This is a genomic window from Nocardioides rotundus (assembly GCF_019931675.1).
Taxonomy (GTDB): domain Bacteria; phylum Actinomycetota; class Actinomycetes; order Propionibacteriales; family Nocardioidaceae; genus Nocardioides; species Nocardioides rotundus.
On the sequence record NZ_CP082922.1, the window covers coordinates 3,079,332 to 3,092,475 of the forward strand.

Consider the following 13,144-nt stretch of genomic DNA (forward strand, 5'->3'; position numbering starts at 1 on the left):
AGCGGTGGCAGGAGTCCGCGTCTCCGTGTCCGAAACCCGCCTGCTGAGGGCGGCCGCGAGGGCCTAGATTCGTCCGCGTGACGATCAGGACCCAGGCCCCCGCCGGCACCTCGACACCCCCGCGCGCGGCCCTCCCGCTCCTGGCCGTCGCGGTGACGCTCGTGCTGTGGGCGAGCGCGTTCGTGGCGATCCGCTACCTGGTCGAGGACTTCTCCCCCGGCGCGCTCAGCCTGGGCCGGCTGCTGGTCGGCAGCGCGGTGCTCACCCTGCTCGCGCTGCGACCGGGCGCTCCGCGGATGGTCCGTCCGACCCGGGTGGAGTGGGTCCGTCTGGTGGCCATCGGGCTCCTGTGGTTCGCGTTCTACAACATCGCGCTCAACGCGGGCGAGCGGCTGGTGGACGCCGGCACGGCCGCGATGCTGATCCAGGTCAGCCCCATCGTGGTCGCCGTACTGGCCGCGATGTTCCTCGGGGAGCGGTTCACCGTCTGGCTCGGCGTGGGCCTGGCCGTCGCCTTCTCGGGGGTGTCGCTGATCGCCTCCGCTGCCGGACAGCAGACCCATGCCGACCCGATCGGAGTAGGGCTCGTGCTCGCCGCGGCCGTGGCCTATGGCGTCGCGGCGATCGTGCAGAAGCCGTTGATGAGCCGGCTCTCCTCGCTCCAGGTCGTGCTGACGGCGTGCACGGTCGGCGCCGTGGCCTGCCTGCCCTGGGCCGGCGAGCTGGTCCGCCAGACCCTCGCCTCCCAGCCCTCCGACGTCGCCTGGGTCGTCTATCTCGGGGTCTTCCCGACCGCGATCGCCTTCACCACCTACGGCTTCGCGCTGCGGCACATGAGGGCGAGCAGCCTGGCGGTGACCACCTTCCTGGTGCCGCCGATCACCATCGTGCTCGGCTGGCTGTTGCTGGACGAGGTCCCGCCGGCCCTCGCCTTCGTCGGTGGCGCGCTCTGCATCGTGGGCGTGCTGATCGCCCGGCGCCGGCCGCGGCGCCCATCGTCGGCTCCTCCCGGTCAGCGCGCCACGTGACGTTGTGGTGCGGGTGCTGCCACATCCCGACCGCCCGGTCATGGACGTTGTGGTGCGGGTGCTGCCACATCCCGAGTACGCGCGCCCCCGGGATGTGAGAGGGGAGGCACCACAACGCACGCTCGGGACACCCCGGGATCTGAGAGGTGAGGCACCACAAGGCGCGGCGGACCTCAGCCCCGCGCGTCCCCCGCCTCGAGCCAGCCGCGGAAGGCGTCAAGGTTGCGGGTGGACTCACCGCGCAGCCGGCGCCACTCCCACTCCTTGCGGATCGAGGTCTCGAAGCCGAGCTCCAGCAGGGTGTTGAAGGAGCCGTCGGCGGTCTGCAGCACCTCGCCCATCAGCCGGTCGAGCTCGGCGACGGAGACGACCGCCAGGGGCAGCCGGGCGCTGAGGTAGACGTCACCGGCAGGGTCGAGCGCGAACGCGACGCCGAAGAGCCGCATGTTGCGCTCCAGCATCCACCGGTAGACCCGCTCGAACTCCTCGTCCGGTCGCCGGCAGACGAAGGCATGGATGCCCAGCGCGTGCTCGCCGAGGTCGATCCGGACGGGGGTCTGCAGCTTGCGCTCGCCCGGCAGGGCGAAGGAGTACGACGCCCCCTGGCGGCTGAACTCCAGCTCGTTCTCGGCCAGCCACTCCTCGACCACGGCCGCCTCGGCCGGCAGCTCGCGCTCGAGCCCGGTCGACCCGCTCGACCCGGTCATGCCGTCACCTCCATCCGCGTCCGCGCGTCCTGGTAGACGGCCAGCGTACGGGCCGCCGTACGCTCCCACGCGAAGCCCTGCGCGTGCTCGACCGCACCCGCGGCGAGCCGGTCCCGCAGCCCCGGGTCGCCCAGCACGGACCCGAGCGCGGACGCCCACTGCTCCGGCTCGTGCCCGGGCACCAACACTCCGGTCACGCCGTCGCGCACGACCGTGGTGAGCCCGCCGACGGCGGCGGCCACGACCGGCCTCCCACAGGCCTGCGCCTCGGCGGCGACCAGGCCGAAGGACTCGTTGAAGGACGGTACGGCGACCAGCGTGGCCGCGCCGAGCCAGGCCGCCAGCTCCTCCCGGGAGACGGGCGGGACGAACCGCACCGCGTCGGCGATGCCGAGCTCGACGGCGAGGTCCTCCAGCCAGGCGGGGTGCTCGCGACCCGACCCCGACGGGCCGCCGACCACGGGCACGACGAGCCGGGCGCGCAGCTCGGGCCTCAGCTCGAGCAGCCGGGCGACGCCGCGCAGCAGCACCTGCGGGCCCTTGAGCGGCTGGATCCGGCCGGCGAAGAGCACCACGAGCGCGTCCGCGGGGAGCCCGAGCCGCTCTCGCGTGGCCGTGGCGCGCGGCTCGGCGGGCGGGCCGAAGACGGAGAGGTCGACGCCCGGCGCGACCACGCAGACGTCGTCCGGGGAGGCGCCGTACAGCTCGACCAGCTGGCGCGCCTCGACGTCGGTGTTGGCGATGAGGGCGTCCGCGGCGGCGACGACCTGCTCCTCGCCGATCACCCGGCCGTCCGGCTCACCGCGATCGCCGGCGGCCAGTGCGGCGTTCTTCACCTTCGCCATGGTGTGCATGGTGTGCACGAGCGGCACCCTCCAGCGGTCCCGCGCGAGCGCACCTACCTGCCCCGACAGCCAGTAGTGGGAGTGCACGACGTCGTAGTGGCCGGCCGGCTGGTCGGCCTCCGCGCGCAGCACCTCGCGAGCGAAGACGCAGAGCTGGCCGGGTAGGTCGTCCTTGTCCAGCTCCTCGAAGGGCCCGGCGGCGATGTGCAGCACCCGCACGCCGGGGGCGGCCGGCTCGACGGGGGCCTGGTCCGAGGCGGTGGCGCGGGTGAAGACGTCCACCTCCACCCCGGTCTCGGCCAGCCGCCGGGCCAGCTCGAGGACGTAGACGTTCATCCCGCCCGCGTCACCGGTCCCGGGCTGTTCCAGGGGCGAGGTGTGCAGGCTGATCATCGCGACGCGGCGCACGGGCTCGAGGAGGGTCGTCACCATCCGTGCCTTTCGCCTGCGGTCGGGGGCCATCGGACCTCAACCACCGGCGCGCCGCGGGGATTCCCACGACCGCCAACGACCAGAGCCGGTCGGCCGCCTGCCACAGGGCGATCCCGGCGAGCAGGCTGAGCACGGTGCCGAGCAGCGGCGAGCGCTCCTCGAACCACGGGTAGACCTGCCAGTGCACCAGGTAGGTCCACAGCGACGCCGAGGCGAGCACGCCGAGCACCCGGACCAGCGGGCCGGGCAGCCGCAGGTGCGGCACCCACACCAGCGCCAACAGCCCGAGGATGATCGCCACCTCGCGGGCGCCGTACCCGAACAGGCCGGGCACCGTCACCAGCCCGGCGATGCTGACCACCAGCCGCTCCCGGTGGCTCGTCGCCCGGCTGGCCGCCCAGCCCAGCGCGAACAGGAAGAACACGACCGGGGCGCGGTGCACCTCGTCCCCGGGCGGGTCGCCGAGGTCGTAGCGCATCAGCAGGAACGGCAGCCCCAACACGAGCGGGAACCAGAAGGGCCAGCGCCGCTCGGCCCGGTCCAGCGCCGGGATCGCCAGCAGCAGCGCGAGCACGGCGAGGGTCTGCACCAGCACCTCGATGAACCAGTAGTGCCACGCGGGCTCCGACCAGCTCACCGAGGTCAGCGAGTTGACCAGCGCGACCTGCCGCCACCCCAGCCCGTCGGTCCACAGGGCGACCAGGCCGATCACGATCGCGGACGGTACGGCGACCCGCGCGGCCGCCGTCAGCAGCCGCCGGGCGCGCTCGCGTCGCGGCGCCCCGGTGAGCTGGAAGCGGGCGGTGTTGAAGCCGGCGACCGCGAGCAGGATGTGCGCGCCGCCGAGGAGGGTGAACAGGTTGGCGTGGGTGCCGACGATCGCGACGATCGCCAGCGCCCGCAGCACCACCCCGGTCTCCACGCTGCGGCCCCACCGGCGCTCCTCCCGGGGTCGGTCGGCCAGCTCGGCCAGCGTGGTGCGGTGCCAGTCCGGGGGCAGGGTCCCCAGCGCCCGCTCCAGCCGCAGCCCCACCTCGACATAGGTGAGCGAGTCCCCGCCCAGGGAGACGAAGGAGTCCTGCGGTCCGGCCTCGCGACCCAGCGCCTCGCCGACGATCCGGGCGAGGTCCTCTGGGGCTCCTCGCTGGTCGAGCCCGTCGAGACCTCCTCGCTGGTCGAGCCCGTCGAGACCTCCTCGCTGGTCGAGCCCGTCGAGACTCCGCGCCAGCGCCACCAGCGCCGCCGTGTCCACCTTGCCGCTCTCCCGGCGCGGGAGGTCCGGCCGCAGGACCACGCTGATCGCGGTGGGGGGCAGGTCGAGCTCGTCGGCGGCCAGCGCGACGACGTACGCCGCCTCCACCGGCCGCGCCCCGGTCGCCACCCCCAGCACCAGCCGGTCGCCGCCGTCCGCGGCCGCGACCACCAGGCCGCGCGCGGCCAGCAGCCGCTCGACCCGGTCCAGGTCGACCCGCAGGCCGAGCACCTTGGCGAACCGGCCGCGACGGCCGGTGATCTCCACCAGGCCGTCGGCGCCGATCCGGGCCAGGTCGCCCGTGGCCAGCTCGCTCACCGTCCGCCCCTGCGCGAGGTCGGCGGGGCCGTGGGCGTAGCCGAGCATCACGTTCGGCCCGGAGAAGACGAGCTCGCCGACGCCGGGCTCGACGGTCTCGTCGGTGTCGACCGGGGCGATCCGGAAGCCGCCCCCGGGGACCGCGCGGCCGACGCACCCGGGCCGCTGGAGCGCCAGGTCGGCGGGCAGGACGGCCATCCGCGCGGTCGCCTCGGTCTGGCCGTACATCACCATCAGGTCGAAGCCGCGGCGCTGGCCGAGCTCGGCGAAGCGGCGCACCTGCTCCGGAGGCATCCGGCCGCCGGCCTGGGTGAGGTAGCGCAGGCTGGGCAGGTCGCGCTCGGCGAAGCCGCTGCGCTCGAGCAGGTCGAAGGTGTGCGGGACACCGGGGAAGGTCGTGATCGCGTGCTCGGTCGCCTGCGCCCAGAAGCAGTCGGTGGCCACCGAGTCCTCGGTGAGGAGCAGCCCCGCCCCGGCCAGCAGGTGGCTGGTCAGCACCGACAGGCCGTAGCAGTAGTGCAGCGGCAGGGTGGTCGCCGCCAGGTCCGTCGGGCGGATCCCCAGCGCGTCGACGATCTGGCGGGCGTTGGCGCGCAGGTTGTCCGCCGACAGCCGCACCAGCTTCGGCGACCCGGTCGAGCCCGAGGTCGAGAGCAGGAGCGCCAGGTCCGGGTGCAGGTCCGGCACGGGCTCCTCGCGGTCCGCCCGGGCGCCATCGGCGGTGAGGACGATGCCGGGACGGTAGGTCGCGGTCAGCTGGTCGGCAGTCCCCGGCCCGGTCAGCAGCACCACCTGATCGGCGGCCCACGCGCCGAGCAGCCGCACCACGGTCGCGGCGGTGCGGTCCGCCTCGAGGAGGACGAGCCGACGCGTCGCGTCGTACGTCGTCGCCTCGGCCGTCACCGCGTCCGCGAGGTCGGCGTAGCTCCATCGCCCGCCCGGGACGCCGGGGCCCACCAGAGCGGTGGCCGGGCCGCGGGCCGCCAGCGCTGCGGGCAGCGGGCGAGGGGCGAGTGGGGTCTGCACCGAGGCATTGTAGTTAGGCAAGGCTTACCTGTGCCAATGTCCGCGGGATTCGCCTCTAGACTCGCCGGGTGGACACCGCGCAGAGCATGCAGACCATCGGCCTCGTCGGCGGAATGAGCTGGGAGAGCAGTCTGGTCTACTACCGCGACCTCAACACGGGCGTGCAGGTGCGGCTGGGCGGTCTCTCCTCCCCCAAGCTGGTGTTGTCCACCGTCGACTTCGCCGAGATCACCGACCTCGAGGGCGGCGAGCGCTGGGACCAGATCGGCCGGCTGCTCGCCGACGCCGCCACGGGGGTCGAGCGGGCCGGCGCGGACTTCCTGGTGCTGTGCACCACGACCTTCCACAAGGTCGCCGACGAGGTCGAGGCCGCGGTGTCGATCCCGCTGCTGCACCTGGCCGACGTGGTCGCCGAGGCCTGCCTGGCCCAGGGCGCGACGACGGTCGGGTTGATCGGCACCAAGGTGGCGATGGAGGACGGGTTCTTCGTCGACCGGCTCGCCCGGCACGGCGTCCAGGTCGTCGTCCCGCCCGCGGAGGACCACGGCTGGATCAACGACGCGATCTACTCCGAGCTGGTGCACGGCGAGGTCAAGGACACCACCCGCCGGCGGGTCGTCGGGCTGGTCGACGACCTGTGGGACCGCGGCGCCCAGGGCCTGCTGCTGGGCTGTACCGAGATCGAGCTGCTCATCGACCAGTCCGACGTCGACCTGCCGGTCTTCCCGTGTACGACGCTGCACGTCGACGCCGCCCTGGACCGCGCGCTCTCCTGATCGGCGACTCTCCCCCGGCCCGCCGGGCCCCTCGTCGACCCGCCGGGGAACAATCCCCGGCCATGTGCAGAAATGCACCTGCCCCCGGCCGATCCGGGTGCACTACCCCCGGTCGTGGTCGATTCTTCACACCGGAGTACGGCGGCCCGGCCGGGACGCGCGGGGTCCGAGTGGTCTCGACAAGCTCGACCACCGACGGGGCCGCTCGACCACCGACGGGGCCGCTCGACCACCGACGGGGCCGCTCGACCAGCGAGGAGAGGTCAGCCGCGGTCCCGGAGGACCAGGGCGACCAGCTCGGCCAGGTCGGGGGTGAGGTCCTGCTCGGGGACCTGGATCTCCCGGTCGCCGACCCGGACGGCGTAGACGAACCGGTCGGGCTGGGCCTGCCCGGAGTCCCCGACGGCGGAGAGGTCGCACCGGTCGACCAGGTCGCGCGCCTGGGCGGCCCGGGGGTCGTCCGAGGCGAGGTCGACGCTGCCCTCGACCGACTGGCCGGTGACGCCTCCGCTGCGGCGGACGATCACCTCGTCCGGCGCGCCGGCCGTCGGCGCGGGGTCGGTCGGCAGCCCCTCGGGCGCCGGGGTCGGCGAGCCCGACTCGCCGGGGGCCGCGCCCGGCCGCACGCCGACGTCCTCCCACGCCTTGCGCACCGCGTCCGCCTGATCGCCGGCCTGGTCGACGGTCACCGCGGCGAACGCGGCGAAGTCGGAGTCCGGCTTGACCTGGCCGGAGGTGAGGGCGGCGTACCAGACCCGGCCGGCGCCCTCGGCCGCCGTACCGCCGATCGCCTTGGCGGCCAGCACGAACGCGCGGTTGGGGATCCCGGAGTTGATGTGCACGCCGCCGTTGTCGTCGGTGGTCTGGACGAAGTCGTCCATGTGCCCCGGCTGGGGGTCCTTGCCGAGCTGGGGGTCGTCGTAGGCCGTCCCGGGGTTCTCCATGTCGCGCAGCCCGCGGGCGTTGATGCCCTCCTTGAAGATGCCGTCGCCGATCACCCAGTCGCCGCCGGCGGCGTCCTGCTTGTTCACCCACTGCTTCACGCAGGCGCCGAAGACGTCGGACATGGACTCGTTCAACGCACCTGACTGGCCCTGGTAGACCAGCCCGGTGGTCCGCTCGGTCACCGCGTGGCTGAACTCGTGGGCCAGCACGTCGAGCGCGGCGGTGAACCGCCCGAAGACCTTGCCGTCGCCGTCCCCGAAGACCAGGTAGGTCCCGTCCCAGAAGGCGTTCGCGTAGTCCTTGCCGTAGTGCACGGTCAGCATGGCGCGCGCGCCCTTGCCGTCGTAGGAGTCGCGGGAGTAGACGTCGCGGTAGACGTTCAGGGTCGCGGTGATCCCGTCGGCGGCCTCGTCCACCGCCTCGTCGCCGGTCGCCGGCTCCCCCTCCGAGCGGACCGGGGTGCCGGGCAGCTCCTCGGTGTTCTGGGCGTCGTGCACCGTCCACCGCGCCTGTGGGTCGGCCGGGGCCGCCTGCGGCGTCGCCTGCCCCGACGGCCCGGGCAGCGTCGCGGCGCCCGAGCCGCGGCCGCTGCGCTGTTGCCGGAAGCGCTCGTCCTGTCGCAGCGTGGCGTCGACGACCTCCTGGGGCAGGGCGCCGGTGCGGCCCAGCTCCTGGAGGAGGTACGGCGGGATGATCTGGCAGCTGTGTCCGAGTCGAGTCATGCGTCCACCCTCCACCCTGCCACCGACAGGGGGAAGCCCCGCAGGGGTGGTCAGCGGTCGAGACCGCCGCGGCCGGAGAGCCGCTCCAAGCCGAGCAGCAGCGCCGCATGGTCCAGTCGTCCCTCGCCCACGGCGTTCGCCGACGCCATCAGGCCGGCCGTCATCCCACCGAGGGGGAGGACCACGCCGGCCTCGCGCGCGGCGGCGGTGAGGATGCCCAGGTCCTTGTCGTGCAGCTCGACCCGGAAGCCGGGAGTGAACGACCGGTCCAGCATCGCCTGACCCTTCTGAGCCAGTACGGCGGACCCGGCCAGCCCGCCGCCGAGCACCTCCAGTGCCGCCGACATCTTCACCTGATAGGCCTCCAGGAAGACCACCGCCTCGGCCAGCGCCTCCAGGTGAGCGGCCACGATCAGCTGGTTGGCCGCCTTCACCGTCTGCCCGGAGCCCGACGGCCCGACGTGCACCACGGTCCGCCCGACCGCCTCGAGGACCGGCCGGGCGGCCTCCACGTCGGCCTCCTCGCCGCCGACCATGACCGACAGGGTCCCCTCCTGGGCCCCCTTCTCTCCCCCGGAGACCGGCGCGTCCAGCGGGCGGAGGCCGTGCTCACGGGCCTCGCGGGCCAGCTCGGCGGACACATCGGGGCGGATCGTGGAGAAGTCGATGAGCAGGGTGCCGTCGGGTGCGTGCGCGAAGACGCCGTCCTCGCCGCCGACCACGGCCTCCACGTCCGGGGTGTCGGGCACCATCACGCAGACCACCTCGGCGTCCCGCACAGCCTCCGCGACGGAATCGGCCGCGCGGCCACCCGCCTCGACCAGGGCGCGGGTCTTCTCCGGTGATCGGTTGAACCCGACCACGTCGTGCCCGGCGCGCACCAGGTTGACGGCCATCGGACTGCCCATGATGCCCAGTCCGATGAAGGCGATCCTGCTCATGGCGTGCCTCCTGTCTCCGTCGGACGGTACTCCAGGGCCACCCACCCGTCGTACCCCCGAGCGCGCAGCGCCTCGAGCCACCCGCGGAGCGGGAGTCGTCCGGTGCCGGGCTCGTGGCGACCGGGGGCGTCGGCGATCTGCACGTGGCCGATCCGATCGGCGTGGCGCTCGATCACGGCCGGTACGTCGTCCCCGTTGACGCTGAGGTGGTAGAGGTCGGCCAGGAGCGCGAGGTTGGTCGCACCGGTCTCCTCCTCGACCCGGTCCAGCACCGCGAGCACGTCCCGCGCCAGGCGCAGCGGATAGCGCTCGGCGCCACTGACCGGCTCCAGCAGGACGGTCCCGCCGATCGGCGCGAGCGCCCGCGCGGCAGCGGCCAGCTGTCGCACCGCGAGCTCGTCCTGCTCCTCGGGCCGCACCCCGTCCAGCCGGTTGCCGTAGAGCGCGTTGAACGCCCGGCAGCCGAGCCGATCGCCGATGGCGGCGACGACCGCGAGGTTGTCCTCGAGCTCCGCCTCCCGGCCCGGCCAGGAGACCACGCCACGGTCGCCGGCCGGCATGTCACCGGCGAACAGGTTGAGGCCGACCAGCCGGACGCCGGCGTCCTGCACGGCCGCCACGAGGGCGTCCACCTCCCGGTCCTCGGGTACGGCGACCGGGAAGGGCCACCACAGCTCCACCGCGTCGAAGCCCGCGGCCCGTGCCGCCGCCGGCCGCTCCAGCAGCGGCAGGTCGGTGAAGAGCATCGAGCAGTTGGCGGCGAGGCGCGCGGTGTCGCGGAGCGGATCCACCTCAGACCTCCGGCGTCCCCTGGTGGAAGCGCTGCTGCCACCCGCCCGCAGTGCGGGTCCACAGGGAGCTGCGCAGGGCGCTGCCGTCGTCGCCGGCGGCCCGCCAGACGAGCAGGATCAGGTCGTCGGCGACCCGCTCGGCGGAGACCACGTCCAGCGCGACCTCGCCCTGCAGGGGGCCGATCTCGTCGAGCGTCTCCTCGCGGGTCCACAGCCGGCCCGACGCCCCGACCTCGCTCCACTGCGGGTGCAGCAGGGCGGCGACGGCCGCCCGGTCCCCGCGGATCTCGTCGGTGAGCAGCGACCGCTCCAGGGCGATCACCTGCTCCTCCGCCGACGCCTCCGCCTCCTCGCCGATCAGGCTGAAGAGGTCCGCCTCCACGGCGGGCTTGGTGATCTCGTAGGCGTGCTCGCCGCGGTCGGCGCCGGCGAAGCCCGGCCCCCCGGCCGGCGCCTTCCCCTGCTGGAAGGCCACGGCGGCGGCGTTGGCCAGCCGGTCGGCGGCCTCGTTCAGCTCGTGCCCGGCGTGGCCCTTGACCCACTCGAAGCGGACGGTGCGCCCCTGCATGGCGGCGTCCAGTGCCTTCATGATCTCCACGTTGGAGACCGGCTTGCCGTCGCGCTTCTTCCAGCCCTTGCGCTTCCACCCCGGCATCCACTCGGTGATCGACTTGATGGCATAGGTGGAGTCGCAGTAGACCAGCAGCTCGTCGGTGACCCCGGAGGTCTGCTGGAGCAGATCGAGCACGGCGGTCAGCTCGCCCATGTTGTTGGTCCCGTGGGGCCAGCCGCCGGCCGCCCAGCAGTCGTCGTCGACGTACCACGCCCAGCCCGCGGGGCCGGGGTTGCCGAGGGCGGATCCGTCTGCGGCGGCGATGATCGTCACGACGGAGCATCGTGCCAGACTGACCCCCGTGAAGCAGCCGACGTACGACGAGATCTCCGCACTTCCCAGCTATGCACCCCAGTCGATCCCGGTGGCGTTCGAGGACCTCAACGGTCACCTCAACATCCGCCACTACCTCGGGATCGCGAGCGAGGGCCTGGACGAGTCGCTGGTCGAGGTCGGGATCCCCAAGGACTGGCGCAACACCGGCCGCGCGGTGTTCTCCGCCGAGCACCACCTGACCTACTTCCACGAGCTGCGCACCGGCGACCGGGTCTCGGTCCGGGTGCGGATGATCGGCCGCTCGGACAAGGCGATCCACGTGCTGGTCTACCTGGTCGACGAGGGCCGGGAGCGGGTGGCCTACCTGATGGAGGAGATCTTCCTCTGCATCGACATGGAGCAGCGGCGTACGACGCCGTGGAGCGACGAGGTCAAGGAGAAGGTCGACGCCCGGGTCGCCGAGCACCGGGACCTCCCCTGGGAGCCGCAGCTCTCCGGCTCGATGAAGGTCCGATGAGCACGTCGAGGTCCGACCTCCGCAACGTCGCGATCGTCGCCCACGTCGACCATGGGAAGACCACCCTGGTCGACGCGATGCTGCACCAGGCCGGCGCGTTCACCGCGCACCAGGCCGAGGGGGTGGCCGAGCGGGTGATGGACTCCGGCGACCTGGAGCGGGAGAAGGGCATCACGATCCTGGCCAAGAACACCGCGGTCCGCTATCTCGGGCCGTCGGCGCCCGAAGGCGGGATGACGATCAACATCATCGACACCCCCGGGCACGCCGACTTCGGCGGCGAGGTGGAGCGCGGACTGTCGATGGTCGACGGCATCGTGCTGCTGGTCGACGCCAGCGAGGGGCCGCTGCCGCAGACCCGGTTCGTGCTGCGCAAGGCCCTCAACGCGGGCCTTCCCGTGGTGCTCGTGGTCAACAAGGTGGACCGCTCCGACGCCCGGATCTCCGAGGTGGTCGACGAGACCTACGAGCTGTTCATGGACCTGCTCGACGACTCCCACAGCCAGGACGCCCTGGACTTTCCGGTGGTCTACGCCTCGGCGAAGGCCGGCCGGGCGTCGCTGGAGATGCCGGAGAACGGCGGGCTGCCCGACAGCCCGGACCTCGAGCCGCTGTTCCGGACGATCGTGGAGACGATCCCGGCGCCGACGTACGACGAGGGCGCGCCGCTGCAGGCACACGTCACCAACCTCGACGCCTCCCCGTTCCTGGGGCGGCTCGCGCTGCTGCGGGTCCACCAGGGCACGCTGCGCAAGGGCCAGACCGTGGCCTGGATGCGGCGCGACGGGTCGGTGAAGCCGGTGAAGGTGACCGAGCTGCTGATGACCCAGGCCCTGGAGCGGGTGCCGGCCGAGTCCGCCGGCCCCGGCGACATCTGCGCGATCGCGGGCATCCCGGACATCATGATCGGCGAGACGCTGGCCGACCAGGAGAACCCGGTCGCGCTGCCGCTCATCCACGTCGACGAGCCGGCGATCTCGATGACCATCGGCACCAACACCTCGCCCCTGGTCGGCAAGGGCGGCAAGGGACACAAGGTCACCGCCCGACTGGTCAAGGACCGGCTGGACGCCGAGCTGGTCGGCAACGTGTCGCTGCGCGTGCTGCCCACCGAGCGCCCCGACGCCTGGGAGGTCCAGGGCCGCGGCGAGCTGGCGCTGGCGATCCTGGTGGAGCAGATGCGCCGCGAGGGATACGAGCTGACGGTCGGCAAGCCGCAGGTGGTCACCCGGGAGGTCGACGGCAAGCTGCACGAGCCGTTCGAGCGGCTGACCATCGACGCCCCGGAGGAGTATCTCGGCACCATCACCGAGCTGCTCGCCAACCGCAAGGGCCGGATGGAGGGCATGACCAACCACGGCACCGGCTGGGTGCGGATGGAGTTCGTCGTCCCCGCCCGCGGCCTGATCGGCTTCCGCACCGACTTCCTCACCGAGACCCGCGGCACGGGCATCGCCCACCACATCTCCGAGGGCTACTTCCCGTGGGCCGGCGAGATCCGCTCGCGGGCCTCCGGCTCGCTGGTGGCTGACCGCGCCGGCGCCGCGACGGCGTACGCCATGACCTCGCTGCAGGAGCGCGGCGTGCTGTTCGTGGAGCCGACGACCGAGGTCTACGAGGGCATGATCGTCGGGGAGAACTCCCGCGCCGACGACATGGACGTCAACATCACCAAGGAGAAGCAGCAGACCAACATCCGCTCCTCCACGGCCGACAACTTCGAGAAGCTGATCCCGCCGAAGCGGCTGTCGCTGGAGCAGTGCCTGGAGTTCTGCCGCTCTGATGAGTGCGTCGAGGTCACGCCGGAGACGGTCCGGATCCGCAAGGTCGACCTGGACGCGAACACCCGCGCCAAGGCGGCCTCCCGGGCGCGCAAGGCCCGCTGAGGCTCTCCCCCCTCCCCTCCTGGGCCGAGTCGGCATGGGTGGGTACGGCGGCCGCGGGCGGGGTACGGC

At 73.1% G+C, this 13,144-nt stretch carries 11 protein-coding genes; 4 read left to right on the plus strand and 7 right to left on the minus strand.

Going from position 1 to position 13,144, the window contains the following annotated elements; all coding sequences use genetic code 11:
- The first annotated feature begins 77 nt into the window (after positions 1 to 77).
- Positions 78 to 1,028: a DMT family transporter gene (locus K8W59_RS15220; RefSeq protein ID WP_223395398.1), complete on the plus strand. Its 951-nt coding sequence runs from the start codon at positions 78 to 80 to the stop codon at positions 1,026 to 1,028.
- Between the two features lie 173 nt (positions 1,029 to 1,201).
- Here the strand turns inward: K8W59_RS15220 and K8W59_RS15225 are convergent, their stop codons facing one another.
- The 3 genes from K8W59_RS15225 to K8W59_RS15235 are packed head-to-tail and all read right to left on the minus strand — an operon-like array spanning position 1,202 to position 5,608.
- Positions 1,202 to 1,735: a type III secretion system chaperone family protein gene (locus K8W59_RS15225; RefSeq protein WP_223395400.1), complete on the minus strand. Its 534-nt coding sequence runs from the start codon at positions 1,733 to 1,735 to the stop codon at positions 1,202 to 1,204.
- A complete protein-coding gene (gene mshA / locus K8W59_RS15230) occupies positions 1,732 to 3,009 on the minus strand; it encodes a D-inositol-3-phosphate glycosyltransferase (protein ID WP_397195927.1) in 1,278 nt (425 codons plus the stop codon). Before mshA ends, K8W59_RS15225 begins: the two co-directional genes overlap by 4 nt.
- On the minus strand, positions 2,927 to 5,608 hold the full coding sequence (locus tag K8W59_RS15235; RefSeq protein ID WP_223395409.1) for an AMP-binding protein: 2,682 nt from the start codon (positions 5,606 to 5,608) through the stop codon (positions 2,927 to 2,929). Before K8W59_RS15235 ends, mshA begins: the two co-directional genes overlap by 83 nt.
- A 68-nt stretch (positions 5,609 to 5,676) precedes the next feature.
- On the opposite strand from K8W59_RS15235, the gene K8W59_RS15240 reads away from it, so the two are divergent.
- Positions 5,677 to 6,384 (plus strand): aspartate/glutamate racemase family protein, encoded by a 708-nt coding sequence (locus K8W59_RS15240; protein ID WP_223395411.1) that lies wholly within the window; start codon positions 5,677 to 5,679, stop codon positions 6,382 to 6,384.
- A gap of 263 nt (positions 6,385 to 6,647) precedes the next feature.
- Here the strand turns inward: K8W59_RS15240 and K8W59_RS15245 are convergent, their stop codons facing one another.
- Genes K8W59_RS15245 through K8W59_RS15260 form a run of 4 tightly spaced genes read right to left on the minus strand, consistent with a single transcriptional unit; the run spans position 6,648 to position 10,669 of the window.
- A complete protein-coding gene (locus tag K8W59_RS15245) occupies positions 6,648 to 8,051 on the minus strand; it encodes a protealysin inhibitor emfourin (RefSeq protein ID WP_223395413.1) in 1,404 nt (467 codons plus the stop codon).
- 50 nt (positions 8,052 to 8,101) lie between these two features.
- Positions 8,102 to 8,992 (minus strand): 2-hydroxy-3-oxopropionate reductase, encoded by an 891-nt coding sequence (locus K8W59_RS15250; RefSeq protein WP_223395421.1) that lies wholly within the window; start codon positions 8,990 to 8,992, stop codon positions 8,102 to 8,104.
- Complete coding sequence (locus K8W59_RS15255) at positions 8,989 to 9,783, minus strand: hydroxypyruvate isomerase family protein (protein ID WP_263283253.1); 795 nt, start codon at positions 9,781 to 9,783, stop codon at positions 8,989 to 8,991. The genes K8W59_RS15250 and K8W59_RS15255 overlap by 4 nt, the downstream gene beginning before the upstream one ends.
- Before the next feature lies 1 nt (position 9,784).
- Complete coding sequence (locus K8W59_RS15260) at positions 9,785 to 10,669, minus strand: ribonuclease HI family protein (RefSeq protein ID WP_223395423.1); 885 nt, start codon at positions 10,667 to 10,669, stop codon at positions 9,785 to 9,787.
- A 28-nt stretch (positions 10,670 to 10,697) separates the two neighbouring features.
- Between K8W59_RS15260 and K8W59_RS15265 the strand changes: the two genes are divergently transcribed.
- The gene (locus tag K8W59_RS15265) at positions 10,698 to 11,189 is read left to right on the plus strand and encodes a thioesterase family protein (RefSeq protein ID WP_223395424.1); all 492 of its coding nucleotides are present in this window, start codon (positions 10,698 to 10,700) and stop codon (positions 11,187 to 11,189) included.
- On the plus strand, positions 11,186 to 13,075 hold the full coding sequence (gene typA, locus K8W59_RS15270; protein ID WP_223395433.1) for a translational GTPase TypA: 1,890 nt from the start codon (positions 11,186 to 11,188) through the stop codon (positions 13,073 to 13,075). The genes K8W59_RS15265 and typA overlap by 4 nt, the downstream gene beginning before the upstream one ends.
- Positions 13,076 to 13,144: the final 69 nt, after the last annotated feature.